Here is a 16,301-nt window from a genome sequence, read left to right as displayed (position 1 = left end):
AGGCCCAGCCTGATGGAGCGAGCGGCGGGAGTCGAACCCGCGTATACGGCTTTGCAGACCGCTACCTAGCCCCTCGGTCACACCCGCATCGAGATCCATAGTGCCGGAGCCGGACAGGGGCGACCAGGGTTCGAATCAGCCTGATTTCTATCAGGGGACGGCCGCCGGGTCCGGGGGCGGCGGTGCGTCCGGCGGGGGCGGCGGCGGGTCCAGTGGGGCGGGCGGGGGTTCCGGGGCCGGGGGCGGCGGTTCCGGTGCGACCGTGGGAGCCGTTGTGAGCGACTGTGTTTCGGGCACCGCGTCGGGCCCCGGCGCGCTGGCGTCGAAGGCCGGCGGGCTGTTGGGGTCGATGGTCGGGTTGTCGCAGCTCGCACCGACCTCCGGATAGGTGTACTGGTTCTGGCGCAGCGCGACGATGAACTGGGTGATCCGGGGATCGCGCGGATCGCTCAGTTTCAGCTGGTGGCCCCACGATTGCAGGGACACCGGGGTATCCAGGCCGGGATACGGCGAAATGAGCATGTAGGGCTTGCCCACCACTTCATTGCGCAATATGGCCTGGCTGTCGGCGTCCAGACTGCTGGGGTTGTACGTGATCCATACCGCCCCATGCTCCAGCGAGTGCACGGCATTCTCCGAGCGAATCGCCTGTTTGTAGACCACGCCGGTGCAGGGCGCCCACGACGCGTCGTGCGGGCCGCCGAAGGGCGGTGATTGGGTATAGGCGACGCGCTGGGTGGCCAGCACGTGCACGCCGGCGGGGAAGTCCTTGTGCACGACGCCCGCGATCCGGGTGGACGGGTCGTGGTCGTGCGCGGTCGGAGTGAATTCCGCGGCGGTGGCCGCGGCGGAATCGCCCTCGGCGCTCCACGGCCACAGCACGGCCGCGGTGCCGACGGTGAGCACCAGGCCGATCAGGCCGGCGAACAGCGGCATCCGATTGCGCTTGCGCGGTAGACGTTCCGGGAAGGGCACGCTGTACGGGCCCTGTATCGAGGGTGGGGCCTGGTCGAATTTCGGGCCGAGCGGGTTGGTCACGTACTGCCTCCTAATAGCGGCAAGAGTACGACACCGAAAAAGGGCTCGGCGCGGCGGAAGTCGGGTCGGGGGCGTGCGATGATCGGTGGCATGTCTCGGCCACGTCCCCTGCCGCTCGATCCGATCGAGGAGGCGCATCGCCAGTGGACCGAGCACGGCTGGGGCGAGGTCGCCGACGGGATGGCGGCGGTCACCTCGCTGGTGCGGGCGCAGCAGATCGTCATGGCGCGGGTCGACGAGGCGCTGAAACCCTCCGGCCTCACCTTTTCCCGATACGAACTGCTGATGCTGCTGAGTTTCAGCAAAACCGGCGCCCTGCCGATGGCGATGGCCAGCGCCCGGTTGCAGGTGCATCCGACCAGTGTCACCAACACGGTGGACCGTCTGGAGGCGGCGGGGCTGGTTAAGCGGGTGCCACATCCGAGTGACCGGCGAGCAACTCTCATCGAAATAACCGATGCCGGAAGGGAATCGGTGGCCGCGGCCACCATCCAGCTGAACCGGCAGGTGTTCGCGGATACCGGCCTGGCACCGGAGAGACTCCACCTACTGCTGCAATTACTGGCGGAATTCCGGCAGACCGCCGGTGACTTCGACACCGGCGGCGCGCCCACCCGCTGGTCCGGACAGTAACCATCCAGCATCCGAGCAGCCAATTTCCTGCGTCATAGTCTTGGTTTCGGGCGCGAATAGGTTCACCATTGAGGCCATGGTGCTGGTCCTCGGGGTGTCAGCTGGCGCGGCGGGTGCGCGTGCCATGCTCACCCATTCCGACCAGCCCCACCTCCCCCCGATCGACCGGTGCACAGTGCCGCGCCGCAGCGGCGGCGGTATGGAGGAGGGCGTTTTCGAGGCCATTCGCCTGATGCGCAAATCCGCGGACCGGCGCGATGAATTCATTACCGGTATCGCCGTCACCTGCCGCTGCAGCGCCCATGCCGAGGCGGTGCGCACCACGGCCGGCCGCAATCGCCTCACCGTGATCGACGAGCAGGTCGCGCAGCTGCGCTATCTGCGTTTCACCGGCCGACTACCGGCCGAGGGTTCGGTACTGCTGTACGACCTGGGCGCCTCCGGTCTCACCCTGACGCAGATCGACTGCCGCACCGATGCCATTCTGGCCAGTAAGCGCAGTACCGTACTCGGCGGCGACGGGCACGATGCCCTGCTGCGCTGGCTGCTGGTGCGCGGCGGCGTGACCGTGGATCTGGCCACCAGCCGCCGCCACAAGGAAGCCCTGGCCACCGACCGGGTGATCGCCGTCTGCGATCCGATCTCCGGGCACCGAGCCGTCATCACCCGCAGCGATTTCGCCGATCTGGTGGCTGCGGGCATTCACCATTCGGTCTCGTTCGTCCGGCAGATGATCGAGGAGACCGGGGTGCATCCGACGGCCATGGCGCTGCTGGGCGGCTGCACCCGCAACAAGAGCATTCGGGACGAGCTGGAACAGCAGCTCGACCTCCCGCTGATCTACGATCCCGAACCGGAATTCGTCTCCACCCGCGGCGCGGTACTGCTCGCCGCCGAGCGCCCCTCCGCCCGGAGAGTCCGGAGTGTCCGTTTCAATCCGGTCCCGGCCCTGCGCGCCGGCGCGTCGGACACCCCGTCCCGCCGCAAACTCGTCGCCGCCATCGCGGTCACCGTCACCCTCGGCGGAACCATCGCGGGCGCACTGGCTTTCAACCACGACGGCGACCACACGGACGGCAAACCACCGACGGTAGAAGTCGTCGGCCCGCCGAAGCACAGCTGATCCGTCGAGGGGCCTAACCAACTGAAGTATCACCGTCTGAAACATCGCCCTCGTCATCCCGGCATGCTTTTGGCCGGGATCCGCTGGTGGCCGACAGATTCCGGCCAAAAGCGCGCCGGAATGACGGGGGCCGGGCAGCAAAAAAGTTCTCCCACCCGATCGGATGGGAGAACTTTTGCGGCAGAACCGGTTTCGCCTACTTGTTGGTGAAGTCGGCGGGGCGCTTCTCGACGAAGGCGGCCATGCCTTCCTTCTGATCGTCGGTGGCGAAGAGCGAGTGGAAGACTCGGCGTTCGAAGCGCAGGCCCTCGGTGAGGGTGGTTTCGAAGGCGCGGTCGACAGCTTCCTTGGCGATCATGACCGACGGGAGCGACATGCCGCCGATGGTTTCAGCGACCTCGAGCGCGGTGGCCACCAGGTCGGCGGCCGGGACGATGCGCGAGACCAGGCCCGCGCGCTCGGCCTCTTCGGCATCCATATTGCGGCCGGTGAGAATGAGATCCATGGCCTTGGCCTTGCCGACCGCACGGGTCAGGCGCTGCGAGCCGCCCATGCCGGGGATGACACCGAGCTTGATTTCGGGCTGGCCGAATTTGGCGGTGTCCGCGGCGATCAGGAGGTCGCACATCATGGCCAGTTCGCAGCCGCCGCCGAGGGCGTAACCGGCGACCGCGGCGATGATGGGCTTGCGGAAGGCGACCAGGCGGTCCCAGCCGGCGAAGTGGTCGGCCAGGAACATGTCCATATAGGACTTGCTCTGCATCTCCTTGATATCCGCGCCGGCCGCGAAGGCCCGCTCGGAGCCGGTCAGCACGACCGCGCCGATCTCACTGTCGTTCTCGAGCTCGTCGAGAGCGGCCGTGATATCGATGAGAACCTGCGAGTTCAGCGCATTGAGGGCCTTCGGCCGGTTCAGCGTGATGAGGGCGACCCGCCCCTTACGCTCCAGCAGAATCGTCTCGAAGTCGGTCACGCCTGTTCTCCTCCAGATCGCTTACGGATATCGGTGACGATAGCCGAGAAATCTTTGCCCGCTTCGTCCTGGTTGAAGCGGTGGTAGATGTCGGCTGCCAGCAAACCGATCTGTCCGTCGACGCCATTGCACTTCAGCGCGTTCGCGGCCAGACCCAGGTCTTTGTTCATGAGCGCGGTGGCGAAGCCCGGCTTGTAGTCGTTATTGGCCGGGCTGGTCGGCACCGGCCCGGGGACCGGGCAGTACGAGGTGAGCGCCCAGCTCTGACCCGACGCCGTGGAGACCACATCGAAGAACTTCTCGTGTGTCAGCCCCAGCTTCTCGCCCAGCACAATGGCTTCCGACAACCCGATCATGGAGATGCCCAGGATCATGTTGTTGCAGACCTTGGCGGCCTGCCCGACACCGGCACCGCCGCAGTGCACCACCTTGCCGCCCATGACCTCCAGAATCGGCAGGGCAGCCGCGAAGTCGTCGTCCGCGCCGCCCACCATGAAGGTGAGCGTCCCCGCGACGGCCCCGCCCACGCCACCGGAGACCGGGGCGTCCAGGGCCCGATGTCCCGCTGCCACAGCGAGTTCCGCGGCGGACTTGGCATCGTCGACATCGATGGTGGAGCAGTCGATGAAGAGCGTGCCCGGCTTCGCGGCGGCCAGCACCTCGCTGTAGAGGTCCAGCACAATGCGGCCGTTGGGCAGCATGGTCAGGACGATCTCCGATTCCGCCACGGCCGCAACGGGTGTCGTGACCACGGTGGCGCCGTCCGCCCGCGCCTGCTCCTGTGCGGCGGGCACGGGATCGAAGGCGAGGACCTTGTATCCGGCCTTGACCAGATTGGCGGCCATGGGTCCGCCCATATGCCCCAGTCCCAGGAATCCGACCTTCTTGTTCACGCTTGCTGAAGTGCTCACTGCTCGTCCTTCGGTGCGGCCAAACCCAATTCGCGATCGCCGAGGGCGCCGAAGTAGGCGTCCACCTGGGCGGCGGTGACGTCCGCCAGGGTGGCGGGCGACCACTGCGGATTGCGGTCCTTGTCGATGACCTGGGCGCGAATGCCCTCTACCAGGTCGTGGGTGTTGAGCGAGGCGGTCGACACCCGGTACTCCTGGTTCAGCACCTCGTCGAGGCTCGAAGCCTTACGCGCACTGCGCAGCGACCGCAGGGTGACCTGCAGTGCCACCGGGGATTTCGACAGCACCTCCGCGGCGGCAGCCGCCGCCTCGGGCCGGCCGTCGGACTCCAGTCGCGACACGATCTCCTCCACCGAATCCGCGGCATAGCAGAAATCGATCCAATCCCGCTGTGCCACAAACTCGGACACGGGAGCGGGCTGGGCGAACTCGGCGATGGCACGTGCCGCATCGGCGGTGCGCAGCGCCTCCAGCAGCGCCGGAATGTGCTCGGACGGCACGAAGTAGTCGGCGAATCCGGCGGCGATGGCATCACCGGCGGTCATTCGCGCGGTGGTCAGCGCGATATGGGTGCCGATCTCGCCGGGCGCGTGCGCGAGCAGGTAGGTACCGCCCACATCGGGGATGAAGCCGATACCGGTCTCCGGCATGCCGACCTTGGAGCGCTCGGTGACGATGCGGTGGCTCGCATGCCCGGACAGGCCGACGCCGCCGCCCATGACGATGCCGTCCATCACGGCCACATAGGGTTTGGGGTAGCCGCCGATGAGGGCATTGAGGATGTACTCGTCCCGCCAGAAGCGCCCGCTCGGCGAGTCCGCAGCGGTGTAGGGCGTATCCCCCTGCGCCACTGCGTTCTTCGCGTCATGGTGAATGGCGACGATATCGCCGCCCGCGCACAGCCCGCGCTCCCCCGCGCCGGTGAGCACCACGGTGCGCACCTCGTCGTCGCCGGCCCAAGCGCGCAGTGCGTCCAGAATGGCCAGCGCCATCGGATGATTCAGCGCATTGATCGCCCGCGGCCGATTGAGCGTTATGAGCCCGAGCCCGTCCCGCTTCTCGATCAGGACCTCGGCCGTATTCTCTGTATCGCTCATGCCCGAGCCTCGCTGGCGCTCGGCTCGGTCATGCGCGATGCGCGCTGTGCCTTCGATTCGTTCGCTGCGCTCACTCATGCTGCTCCTACCACAGAGCGGGCGACGACGACCCGCATGATCTCGTTCGTGCCTTCCAGAATCTGATGCACCCGCAGATCGCGGACGATCTTCTCGATCCCGTATTCGGCCAGGTAACCGTAGCCACCGTGCAGTTGCAGGGCCTTGTTGGCCACATCGAATCCGGCGTCGGTGGCGAACCGCTTGGCCATGGCGCAGAGCTCGACCTTGTCCTCGGCATCGGCGTCCAGGGCGGCGGCCGCACGCCACAGCAGGGTGCGGGCGGCCTCCAGTGAGGTGCGCATATCCGCGAGTTCGAATTGCAGCGCGGTGTTGTCGAGCAGCCGGGCCCCGAAGGCCTTGCGCTGCGCCATATAGGTGACGGTCTTGTCCAGCGCCGACTGCCCGCCGCCCAGCGAGCAGGCCGCGATATTCAGCCGACCACCATTGAGACCGTTCATGGCGATGCGGAAGCCATTGCCCTCGGCCCCGAGCAGATTCGAGGCGGGCACCCGGGCATTGTCGAGAATGACCTGCCGGGTGGGCTGTGCGTTCCAGCCCATCTTCCGCTCGTTCGCGCCGAACGAGAGTCCCGGTGTATCGGCGGGCACGATGAAGGCCGAAATCCCGCGTGCCCCGGTGTCTCCGGTGCGCGCCATGATCACGTACACATCGGAGCTGCCCGCACCGGAGATGAATTGCTTGACGCCGGTGAGCAAGTAGTCGTCGCCGTCGCGAACGGCCTTGGTGCTCAAGGCCGCCGCATCCGACCCGGCGCCCGGTTCGGTGAGTGCGTAGCTGGCGAGCAGATCCATGGAGGTCAGCCCGGGCAGCCACCGATTGCGCTGCGCCTCATCGCCGTAACTGTCGATCATCCACGACGCCATATTGTGGATGGAGATGTAGGCGGCGATGGTCGGGCAGCCGGTGGCGAGCTGCTCGAAGATGCGCACGGCATCCAGCCGCCGCAATTGCGAGCCGCCCACGTCCTCACGAACGTAGATGCCGCCCAGGCCGAGCTGTCCGGCCTTGCGCAGGACGTCTATCGGGAAGTGTTTGTGCTCATCCCATTCCAGCGCGTTCGGCGCGAGCAGCTCGTCGGCAAAGGAGCGGGCGGTCGCGGTGATCGCCTTTTCGTCTTCGTCGAGTACGAACATGATCAGTCCATGGTCGGAATCACGAAGGCATTGGCCGCGGAGCGGCCCGAGGACACAGTCTCCTTGCCTCCTGCCGGCCAGCGCTGGGTGACTGTCTTCGTCTTGGTGTAGAAGCGGATCGAATCCGGGCCGTGCTGATTGAGATCGCCGAAGCCGGAACGCTTCCAGCCGCCGAAGGTGTGGTACGCGATCGGCACCGGAATAGGCACATTGATACCGACCATGCCGACCTGCACCCGCGCCGCGAAGTCACGGGCGGTATCACCGTCGCGGGTGAAAATGCTGACGCCATTGCCGTATTCGTGCTCGTTCGGCAGGCGCAGCGCCTCCTCGTAATCCTTGGCGCGCACGATGGTGAGCACCGGACCGAAGATCTCTTCCTTGTAGATGCGCATATCCGGGGTGGCGCGGTCGAACAGCGTTGCGCCCGCGAAGAATCCGTCCTCACCGCCCTCGACAACCAGTCCGCGGCCGTCGATCACCAGCTCCGCGCCCTCGTCGACGCCGATCTGCACATAGTCGTTGACACGATCCACGCCGTCGCGGCCGACCAGCGGGCCGAAGTCCGCGCCCGGATCGTCGGAGAGGCCGACATTGAGCTTGGCGACCCGCTCGATCAGCTTGTCGCGCAGCCGATCCGCGGTCTCCTCGCCGACCGGTACGGCGACCGAGATGGCCATGCAGCGTTCACCGGCCGAGCCGTACCCGGCGCCGATGAGCTGGTCGGCCACATCGTCGAGGTCGGCGTCCGGCATGACGATGGCGTGGTTCTTGGCCCCGCCGAAGCACTGTGCGCGTTTGCCATTGGCCGTCGCGGTCTCGTAGATGTACTGCGCGATCGGGGTCGAGCCGACGAAGCCGACGGCCTTGATGCGCTCGTCGTGCAGCAGCGTATCGACAGCGACCTTGTCACCGTTGACGACGTTGAACACACCCGCGGGCAGCCCGGCTTCGAGAAAGAGCTCGGCCAGCCGCAGCGGCACCGACGGATCGCGCTCGGATGGCTTGAGCACGAAGGCATTTCCGCACGCCAGCGCGGGCCCGGCCTTCCACAGCGGAATCATGGCCGGGAAGTTGAAGGGCGTGATGCCCGCGACGACGCCGAGCGGTTGCCGCATGGAGTACACATCGATGCCGGTGCCGGCGCTCTCGGTGTATTCGCCCTTGAGCAGGTGCGGAATACCGACGGCGAATTCGATGACCTCGAGGCCGCGCTGGATATCGCCCTTGGCGTCGGGGATGGTCTTGCCGTGCTCGGAGGACAGCAGTGCGGCGAGGGAATTCATCTCCTCCTGCACCAGCGTCAGGAACTTCATGAGCACACGCGCCCGCTTCTGCGGGTTGTAGGCGGCCCAGACCAGCTGGGCTTCGGCGGCATTGGCGATGACCGCCTCGACCTCGGCCTTACTGGCCAGCGGCACCCGCGCCTGCACCTGTCCGGTGCTCGGGTTGAAGACGTCGCGGAAATTGCCGGACGTTCCGGGGACGTGCTGTCCGCCGATGAAGTGGGTCAGTTCGCGAACCATGCCAGTCCTGTCTCGATGTCGCCCGTCGCATCACAGGTGCTCGATGCCGGCTCCGCGCGTAGACCGTGCGGTACTAGGCCACCATATAGTTGGACATCCTAGTATTTCCAGAGATGTTGCTGTGGCAGATCTCACGTCATATTTGATTTGACGTCCTACTATTGGGGTATCAACGGTACGGCCGCACAGGTGGAGGAACCCATGGCCGATCTGCACGTTCCGGTGAACCCGGTGCGCTTTGTGACCTCAGCGGCGCTGTTCGACGGCCACGACGCGGCCATCAACATCATGCGGCGGATTCTCCAGGCCCAGGGGGCCGAGGTCATTCACCTCGGGCACAACCGGGCCGTGAGCGAGGTGGTGGACGCCGCCGTCAGCGAGGACGTGCAGGGTGTCGCCGTCAGCTCGTATCAGGGCGGGCATATCGAGTACTTCGAATATCTGGCGGCGGCGCTGAAGGAGGCCGGGGCCGGGCATGTGCGCATCTTCGGAGGGGGCGGCGGGGTCATCGTCGACGAGGAGATCGAGCGGCTGGCCGCGGCGGGGGTGACCATCTTCTCGCCGGAGGACGGGCAGCGGCTCGGCCTGCCGGGCATGATCAATCGGCTGATCAGCGACTGCGATGAGGATCTGGCGCGCGCACCGGCGCCCTTGGACGCGGTGCTGAGCGGGGATCGGGCGGCGCTGGCCCGGACGCTCACCTGCCTGCAGCAGGATGCGCTGCCCGCGGCGGATCTGGCCGAGCTCACCGCGGCGGCGGCCGCGCGGCAGGTACCCGTACTGGGCATCACCGGCACCGGCGGCTCCGGAAAATCTTCGCTCACAGATGAACTCGTGCGCCGCCTGCGCACCGATCAGCAGGACAAGCTGCGCATCGCGGTGCTCGCGATCGATCCGACCCGGCGGCGCGGCGGCGGTGCGCTACTGGGCGACCGCATTCGGATGAACGCCCTGGACGGGGAGCGGGTGTTCTTCCGGTCGCTGGCCACCCGCGGCGAGCGGGAGCTGCCGCTCAATATCGATGCCATGGTGATCGCCTGCAAGGCAGCGGGATACGACCTGGTCATACTGGAGACGCCGGGCATCGGGCAGGGCGATGCGGAGGTCGCCGAACATGTGGACGTCTCGCTGTACGTGATGACGCCGGAATTCGGCGCGGCCTCACAGCTGGAGAAGATCGACATGCTCGATTACGCGGATGTGGTGGCCATCAACAAGTTCGAGCGGCGCGGGGCCGAGGACGCACTGCGGGATGTGTCGCGGCAGCTGGTGCGCAATCGCGAGGCATTCCACGCACTGCCGGAGGATATGCCGGTATTCGGCACCAGCGCAGCCACTTTCAATGATGATGGAGTGACAGCGCTGTATCAGCATCTGAGCGGCTTGCTCGCCGCGCAGGGGTTGCCGCTGGCGCCCGGGGTGCTGCCCCGGGTGGACACCCGGTCCTCCACCCGTTTCGCGCAGCTCATTCCGCCGGCGCGGGTGCGGTATCTGGCCGAGATCGCCGAGACGGTGCGGGAGTACCACGCCGCCACCGGTCGGCAGATCGCGGCGGCGCAGCGGGTACAGCGTGTGGAGCAGGTGCTCGCCGAACTGCCGGGCGGCGGCACCGGGTCGGCGGCGGCATCTTCGGATCCCGAAGGTGCCGCCGCCAGCACACCCCGGACCGCGCATTCCGCTGTGGCCGAACTCCTGGAGCAGGCCCGCGCGGATCTGGCCCCGGGCAATGCCGCGCTGCTGGCGCAGTGGCCCGCTGTCGCCGACTCGTATCGGGGTGATGAGCAGGTGGTCCGGGTGCGCGATCGGGAGCTGCGCACCAACCTGCGCCGAGAGACGCTGTCCGGCAGTTCGATTCCCCGGGTGGCGCTCCCCCGCTACACCGATCACGGTGAGCTGCTGCGATTCCTGCGGTCGGAGAATCTGCCGGGCCGGTTCCCGTTCACGGCGGGGGTGTTCCCGTTCAAGCGGGACAATGAGGATCCGGCGCGCATGTTCGCGGGTGAGGGCGATGCCTTCCGCACCAATAAGCGCTTCCGGGTGCTCTCGGAACACGCTGAGGCCAAACGGCTTTCCACCGCCTTCGATTCGGTGACGCTGTACGGGCACGATCCGGCCGAGCGGCCCGATATCTACGGCAAGGTCGGCACCTCGGGCGTCTCCATCGCCTCGCTGGACGATATGAAGGCGCTCTACGACGGATTCGATCTGGATGCGCCGAGCACCTCTGTCTCCATGACCATCAACGGTCCGGCGCCCACCATTCTGGCGTTCTACCTCAATGCCGCGATCGACCAAGCGCTGGAACAGTTCTCGGCGGCGCAGGGCCGCGACGCCACCACCGAGGAGGCGGCCGCACTGCGTGCCGAGACCCTGGCCACCGTGCGCGGGACGGTGCAGGCCGACATCCTCAAGGAGGATCAGGGGCAGAACACCTGTATCTTCTCCACCGAATTCAGCCTGCGCATGATGGCCGATATCCAGGAGTGGTTCGTGCGCAACAGCGTTCGCAACTTCTACTCGGTCTCGATCTCCGGCTATCACATTGCCGAGGCGGGTGCGAATCCGATCAGTCAGCTGGCATTCACGCTGTCGAACGGCTTCACGTATGTGGAGTCGTATCTGGCGCGCGGTATGCACATCGATGATTTCGCGCCGAATCTGTCCTTCTTCTTCTCCAATGGCATGGACGCCGAATACTCGGTGATCGGCCGGGTGGCGCGGCGCATCTGGGCGATCGCCATGCGCGACAAGTACGGCGCCAATGATCGGTCGCAGAAGCTCAAGTACCACATTCAGACCTCCGGGCGGTCGCTGCACGCACAGGAGATGAACTTCAACGACATTCGCACCACGCTGCAGGCGCTCATCGCCGTCTACGACAATTGCAACAGCCTGCACACCAATGCCTACGACGAGGCCGTCACCACGCCCACCGAGGAATCGGTGCGGCGCGCCTTGGCGATTCAGCTCATCATCAATCGCGAGTGGGGGCTGGCGATGAACGAGAATCCGCTGCAGGGCAGCTTCATCATCGATGAACTCACCGATCTGGTGGAGGAGGCGGTGCTGCGCGAATTCGACCGCATCAGCGAACGCGGCGGGGTACTCGGGGCCATGGAGACCGGGTATCAGCGCGGGCGCATCCAGGATGAATCCATGCTGTACGAGCGGCGCAAGCATGATGGGAGCCTGCCGATCGTGGGGGTGAACACCTTCCGCAATCCGCATGCCGAGGAGCACCGGGTGCTCGAGTTGGCGCGCGGTACCGAGGACGAGAAGCAGTCGCAATTGCAGCGGGTGCGCGACTTCACGCAGCGCCATCGCGACGCGGCCCCCGCCGCGCTGGCCCGGCTCGCGGAGGCGGCGAGCAGTGATGCGAATGTCTTCGAGGCGCTCATGGACGCGGCGCGGGTCTGCACCCTGCAACAGGTCACCGACATCTTCTTCACCGTCGGCGGGCAATACCGCCGCAATGTCTGACGCGTTTGTCCAAGAACGGGTCGGACCCGGCCGATAAAGTCCGATCTGTGCAGGCAAAAGGAACTTTTCAGGTCAAGTCGTTCACGCCCACCGAGGTGGTCCCGGATCCGGCGATCAGCACCGCCCTCCCCGTCGGCATCTCACTGATGGAGAAGCAGTTCGAGGGGGAGGTCAGCGGGCGGTCCGCCACGCTGTTCACCGCCGCCTTCGACCAGACCGCCGGCGCCGGAACATATCTGGCGATGGAGTCCTTCGAGGGCACGCTGAACGGCCGCTCCGGCGCGTTCAACTTCGTCCATTCGGCCAGCACCAGCGGCACCGATCGCAGCGCGGAATTCTTCCTCATCGTGCCGGGCAGCGGGACCGCGGAGCTGGCCGGGATCACCGGCACCGGCGGCATCAGCGTCGACGCCGACGGCACCCACCACATCGAGTTCGAGTACGAACTCGGCTGACGGCACGGCCGGTCTCGACCGCCAGGCCCGAATCCGGCTCGGCTCGGCCTCATGCGTGGAACAATCCGCATCAGGCCGAGCCGGACGGAAGGGACAAGATGGACCTTGCGGGAATGACAGTCGTCGATGCCCATATCCATCAGTGGGATCCGCTGACCACACCGCGTGAGTTCAGCGGGCTGGCGAAGCTCTTCCAGCGGGTCCCGGTCCCCATCGATTGGGCCAAGCGGCTGGCGCCGCGCCGGGATCGCGAGTTCGTCGGTGACCCGGAACCGTTCGTGCACCCGTATCTGCCCGCCGACTATCGGACCGATGCCGGTGAGGTGCCGGTCGAGGCGATTGTGCACATCGAGGTGGAGTGGTCCGGCAGCGGTCCGCTGGCGGCGGCCGAGGAGACGCGGTGGGTGGCCGGCCTGCCGTTCGGGGTGGATACGCCCGCCCTGGGCGCAATCATCGGGGCGGGCGATCCGGCGGCGCCCGGATTCGCCGAACTGCTCGATGCGCACCAGTTGGCATCTCCGCTGTTCCGGGGCATTCGCACCCGCGTCGAATCGCATCCCGATTCGGGCGTGCGGGCACACAACAAAGCGCCGGGCGCGCTCACCTCGCCGCAATTCCTGGACGGCTTCGGCGCACTCGCGGAACGCGGGCTCTCGTTCGAGGCCTGGGTGTATTCGCAGCAGCTGCCCGAGGTCACCGCACTGGCGCGGCGATATCCGGACGCGACCATCGTGCTGAACCATCTCGGCACGCCCGCAGGCATTTTCGGCCCGGTGGGCAAGAACACCGGTCACAATCCGGGGCAGCGGCGGGAGCTGTTCGTCCAGTGGCGCGACGACCTCGCCGCGCTCGCCACCCATGCCAATGTGGTGGCCAAGGTCAGCGGGCTGATGATGCCCATTCTCGGCCATCCCGTTCCGCCGCGCGGCGAACCGACTCCGGTCCCCGTTCTGCTGGAACGCATTTCACCGCTACTACAGCACGCGCTCGACGTCTTCGGCGCGGACCGCCTGCTCTGGGGCTCCAATTTCCCCGTGGACAAACCGATTACGAGCATCGGCAATGCGGCCGAGGCGGTCGCCACCGCGCTCACCGACCACGGCGCTGACGAGAAGGCCCTGGAACAGGTCTTCCGCGTCAATGCCCAGCGGATCTATCACGTCGACAATTTCTGACGGTCAGGAGCGATTGCGCACCCGGTCGCCTGTCGCCACCGGTGTCGCGGGCTGCTTGCCGAGTGTGTCGAAGCGGTAGTGGTCGAGGTCGAAATGGCCTGCGCGCCAGAAGCCTTCGGGGGTGGTCATGGGGCGCAACGGCACATCGCCATTCTTGTCGAAGTAGTAGCTGTTGGCCAACGCGCAGCTGTCCTGCCAGAAGACCTGTGAGCCACGGCGATCCAGCATTTCCTCGAAGTAGTCGTCATTGGCTTCCTGGGTGACTTCGACACGGGTCGAATGCCGCCGGCGCGCCTGCTCCAGCAGGCGCAGGATGTGCTTGGTCTGCATTTCGATGAGAGCGAAGTACGACGAACCGTTGTAGCCGTACGGGCCGATAATGGTGAAGAAGTTGGGGAAGCCGGGCACGCTCACGCCTTCATATGCCTGCAGCCTGCGTGTATCCCACCAATCCTCCAGGCGGACGCCGTCGCTGCCGTGCAGATCGAAGGTCGGCATATTGCCCGATTCCATGACTTTGAAGCCGGTGGCCATGATCAGGACATCGACCTCGTGGTGCGTATTGCCGGTGCGCACGCCCGTTGCGGTGATCTCGGTGATCGGGTCGGTATCCAGGTGCACGTTCTCGCGGTTGAACGTCTTCAGATAGTCATTGGAGAAGGAGGGACGCTTACAGCCGACCGCGTACTTGGGCGTGAGCTGCTCGCGCACCACCGGATCTTTCACCTGCTGCTTCAAATGCGCCAGGCCGGAACGCTCCCCGAGTTTCGCCATCGGCAGCACCTTGTAATAGTGCGCGGCCAGCGGGAAGGTGACCTCCACGAAGGCCTGGCTGAGCCAGCGCGTCAGCAGCTGCCCGCCGGGCAGGCGTAGCAGCTGCCGCACCGCCGGGGGCAGCGCGGCATCCGGTCGCGGCAGGCACCAGATCGGAGTGCGCTGGAAGACAACAAGATCGGCCACCTCCGGCGCGATCTCCGGAATCACCTGCACCGCGGACGCACCGGTGCCGATGATGGCCACTCGCTTCCCGCGCAGCTCCTGATCGTGATCCCAGCGCGCCGTATGCATGGTGATGCCGGTGAAGCGTTCCGCGCCAGGGATCTCCGCCGTCTTCGGCCGGGTCAGCACGCCGGTCGCGCCGATGACGAACCGGGAGGTGAGCTGATCACCGTCGGCCGTCCGCAGTCGCCACACATGCACGGTGTCGTCGAAATCCGCGCGAGTGATGGTGGTGCTGAAGCGAATACGCGGGCGCAGGCCGTACTTGCTCACACAGTGCTCGGCATAGGCCTTCAGCTCCCGGCCCGGCGCGTACACCCGCGACCAATTGTGCTGCTGCTCGAAGGAGAACTGGTAGCTGAACGACGGAATGTCCACGCCGATACCGGGATAGGTGTTCCAGTGCCAGGTGCCGCCCACCCCGTCGGCGTCGTCCACGATCAGGAAATCGTCGAATCCCGCCTTGCGCAGGGCGATCGCGGTGCCGATACCGGAGAATCCGGCGCCGACAATAATGATTTCGTGGTCCACCACAGTGCTGTTCAAGGCATGTCCTCCGCGTAGATGATGCAGTCCACCCGATGTTCGACACCGTCCACGGTGCGAATGCCGAGCGGCGCCGGCCGGGCGATCGGCCACCACGACGCATTGTCTGCGGCGCCGACGTGTTCTATCCACACCAGATCGGCCATGAAGGCCGCGAGCCGTGGCCGCTGCTCGGTGGTGATCAGGTCGGCTCCTGGTGCGTCCCAGTCGATATCGACCGGGGCCCACTGCCGGTCCTTGATGAGCGTGAGCATGTCGGAATACGCGAACGCCATTGTTCAGCTCCTTCGTGCTTACCGCACCAGTCGCTCCAGTAATCCGGCGGCGCGGGTGTACTGCTGGGGCAGCAGTCGTTTGGACTGCCAGATCAATTTGGCCTCGAACTGCGGGACCACATACAGCTGGCCGTGGTCCACGGCATCGAGGGTGGTGCGGGCGATCGAGGCGGGTTCGCGGCCGGTCCAGCGCAGTAGCCGGTCGCCCCATTCGTCCATCGATTCGCTGCCGACCGAAACACCCTCGAGGATGTTGGTTTTCACGGCGGTGGGGCACAGCACTGTGACGCCGACTCCGGTACCGGACAGTTCGGCGGCCAGGGTCTCCGACAGGGCGAGAACGCCCGCCTTGCTCACGTTGTAGGCGGCCATGCGGGGTGCGACGCCGAAGGCCGCAGCGGAGGCGACATTCACGATATTGCCGTGCCCGGCCGCGCGCAGGCGCGGTGCGAAAACGTGGCAGCCGTGGATGACGCCCCACAGATTGATATCGAGGACCTGATGCCATTCGCGCAGCGGGGCATCGCCGACGACCTCGCCGCCGCGGCCGATTCCGGCATTGTTCACCACAAGGTCGGCGGGCTTGCCGAACCACTGCTCGGCGGTATTCGCGAGGGCCTCGACCTGCTCGATCCGGCTCACATCGCAGCTGGCATCAAAAGCTTTCCCACCTGCGGCGCTGACCAATTCGACGGTTTCCCGGGCCCGCTCGGCATCGATATCGGAGCAGATCACCCGCCCGCCGCGCCGGCCGAGTTCGACCGCGAAGGCGCGGCCGATGCCACTGCCCGCACCGGTCACCACAGCATCCGCCTGCTGGGTGCGGCGGGAACCGCCGAAGGGGTTGAGACGCATG

13 protein-coding genes, 1 tRNA gene and 1 pseudogene are annotated in these 16,301 nt (G+C 66.3%); 5 read left to right on the top strand and 10 right to left on the bottom strand.

Going from position 1 to position 16,301, the window contains the following annotated elements; all coding sequences use genetic code 11:
- Window positions 1-13: 13 nt before the first annotated feature.
- Together ABZX86_RS38635 and ABZX86_RS38630 are read right to left on the bottom strand one after the other, a co-directional pair.
- Window positions 14-87: transfer RNA gene (locus tag ABZX86_RS38635), tRNA-Cys, on the bottom strand.
- Window positions 88-150: 63 nt separating this feature from the next.
- Window positions 151-1,038: a DUF3105 domain-containing protein gene (locus ABZX86_RS38630; protein WP_355131168.1), complete on the bottom strand. Its 888-nt coding sequence runs from the start codon at window positions 1,036-1,038 to the stop codon at window positions 151-153.
- Between the two features lie 90 nt (window positions 1,039-1,128).
- On the opposite strand from ABZX86_RS38630, the gene ABZX86_RS38625 reads away from it, so the two are divergent.
- A complete protein-coding gene (locus ABZX86_RS38625; protein WP_355131166.1) occupies window positions 1,129-1,671 on the top strand; it encodes a MarR family transcriptional regulator in 543 nt (180 codons plus the stop codon).
- Between the two features lie 76 nt (window positions 1,672-1,747).
- A complete protein-coding gene (locus tag ABZX86_RS38620; protein WP_355131164.1) occupies window positions 1,748-2,794 on the top strand; it encodes a hypothetical protein in 1,047 nt (348 codons plus the stop codon).
- Between the two features lie 196 nt (window positions 2,795-2,990).
- On the opposite strand, the gene ABZX86_RS38615 is transcribed toward ABZX86_RS38620, so the two are convergent.
- The 5 genes from ABZX86_RS38615 to ABZX86_RS38595 form a co-directional block, all read right to left on the bottom strand.
- Entirely contained in the window at window positions 2,991-3,767 is a 777-nt protein-coding gene (locus tag ABZX86_RS38615; protein WP_355131162.1) for an enoyl-CoA hydratase, read from the bottom strand.
- Window positions 3,764-4,660 (bottom strand): 3-hydroxyisobutyrate dehydrogenase, encoded by an 897-nt coding sequence (gene mmsB, locus ABZX86_RS38610; RefSeq protein ID WP_355131237.1) that lies wholly within the window; start codon window positions 4,658-4,660, stop codon window positions 3,764-3,766. Before mmsB ends, ABZX86_RS38615 begins: the two co-directional genes overlap by 4 nt.
- A gap of 14 nt (window positions 4,661-4,674) precedes the next feature.
- Window positions 4,675-5,775 (bottom strand): enoyl-CoA hydratase/isomerase family protein, encoded by a 1,101-nt coding sequence (locus ABZX86_RS38605; protein WP_355131160.1) that lies wholly within the window; start codon window positions 5,773-5,775, stop codon window positions 4,675-4,677.
- 74 nt (window positions 5,776-5,849) lie between these two features.
- Entirely contained in the window at window positions 5,850-6,989 is a 1,140-nt protein-coding gene (locus ABZX86_RS38600) for an acyl-CoA dehydrogenase family protein (protein WP_355131158.1), read from the bottom strand.
- A 2-nt stretch (window positions 6,990-6,991) separates the two neighbouring features.
- Window positions 6,992-8,515, bottom strand: a complete 1,524-nt coding sequence (locus ABZX86_RS38595; protein WP_355131156.1) for a CoA-acylating methylmalonate-semialdehyde dehydrogenase — start codon at window positions 8,513-8,515, stop codon at window positions 6,992-6,994.
- A gap of 201 nt (window positions 8,516-8,716) precedes the next feature.
- Here ABZX86_RS38595 and icmF point away from each other — a divergent pair, with 201 nt between their 5' ends.
- The 3 genes from icmF to ABZX86_RS38580 all read left to right on the top strand — a co-directional run bounded on the left by icmF (window position 8,717) and on the right by ABZX86_RS38580 (window position 13,625).
- Window positions 8,717-11,995 (top strand): fused isobutyryl-CoA mutase/GTPase IcmF, encoded by a 3,279-nt coding sequence (gene icmF, locus ABZX86_RS38590; RefSeq protein ID WP_355131235.1) that lies wholly within the window; start codon window positions 8,717-8,719, stop codon window positions 11,993-11,995.
- A gap of 47 nt (window positions 11,996-12,042) precedes the next feature.
- Window positions 12,043-12,450 (top strand): DUF3224 domain-containing protein, encoded by a 408-nt coding sequence (locus ABZX86_RS38585; protein ID WP_355131154.1) that lies wholly within the window; start codon window positions 12,043-12,045, stop codon window positions 12,448-12,450.
- A gap of 113 nt (window positions 12,451-12,563) precedes the next feature.
- Window positions 12,564-13,625, top strand: a complete 1,062-nt coding sequence (locus ABZX86_RS38580; RefSeq protein WP_355131152.1) for an amidohydrolase family protein — start codon at window positions 12,564-12,566, stop codon at window positions 13,623-13,625.
- 3 nt (window positions 13,626-13,628) lie between these two features.
- Here ABZX86_RS38580 and ABZX86_RS38575 read toward each other — a convergent pair whose 3' ends face one another.
- The 3 genes and pseudogenes from ABZX86_RS38575 to ABZX86_RS38565 all read right to left on the bottom strand — a co-directional run bounded on the left by ABZX86_RS38575 (window position 13,629) and on the right by ABZX86_RS38565 (window position 16,300).
- Window positions 13,629-15,158 (bottom strand): NAD(P)/FAD-dependent oxidoreductase, encoded by a 1,530-nt coding sequence (locus ABZX86_RS38575; protein ID WP_355131233.1) that lies wholly within the window; start codon window positions 15,156-15,158, stop codon window positions 13,629-13,631.
- A gap of 122 nt (window positions 15,159-15,280) precedes the next feature.
- A pseudogene (locus tag ABZX86_RS38570) lies at window positions 15,281-15,445 on the bottom strand (ferritin-like domain-containing protein); the annotation flags it as partial.
- A gap of 18 nt (window positions 15,446-15,463) precedes the next feature.
- Window positions 15,464-16,300 (bottom strand): SDR family NAD(P)-dependent oxidoreductase, encoded by an 837-nt coding sequence (locus tag ABZX86_RS38565; RefSeq protein WP_355131231.1) that lies wholly within the window; start codon window positions 16,298-16,300, stop codon window positions 15,464-15,466.
- Window position 16,301: the final 1 nt, after the last annotated feature.

The organism is Nocardia sp. NPDC006630 (assembly GCF_040611495.1).
GTDB lineage: Bacteria > Actinomycetota > Actinomycetes > Mycobacteriales > Mycobacteriaceae > Nocardia.
Note: the sequence above shows the minus strand (reverse complement) of the source record. Positions and strands in the feature narration are given on the sequence as shown.

Bases quoted from the DNA above. Each gene is read 5' to 3' on its own strand.
- ABZX86_RS38625 (WP_355131166.1), top strand. From the start codon at position 1,129: ATGTCTCGGCCACGTCCCCTGCCGCTCGATCCGATCGAGGAGGCGCAT.
- ABZX86_RS38595 (WP_355131156.1), bottom strand. From the start codon at position 8,515: ATGGTTCGCGAACTGACCCACTTCATCGGCGGACAGCACGTCCCCGGA.
- ABZX86_RS38565 (WP_355131231.1), bottom strand. From the start codon at position 16,300: ATGCGTCTCAACCCCTTCGGCGGTTCCCGCCGCACCCAGCAGGCGGAT.
- ABZX86_RS38600 (WP_355131158.1), bottom strand. From the start codon at position 6,989: ATGTTCGTACTCGACGAAGACGAAAAGGCGATCACCGCGACCGCCCGC.
- ABZX86_RS38580 (WP_355131152.1), top strand. From the start codon at position 12,564: ATGACAGTCGTCGATGCCCATATCCATCAGTGGGATCCGCTGACCACA.
- icmF (WP_355131235.1), top strand. From the start codon at position 8,717: ATGGCCGATCTGCACGTTCCGGTGAACCCGGTGCGCTTTGTGACCTCA.
- ABZX86_RS38620 (WP_355131164.1), top strand. From the start codon at position 1,748: ATGGTGCTGGTCCTCGGGGTGTCAGCTGGCGCGGCGGGTGCGCGTGCC.
- ABZX86_RS38605 (WP_355131160.1), bottom strand. From the start codon at position 5,775: ATGAGCGATACAGAGAATACGGCCGAGGTCCTGATCGAGAAGCGGGAC.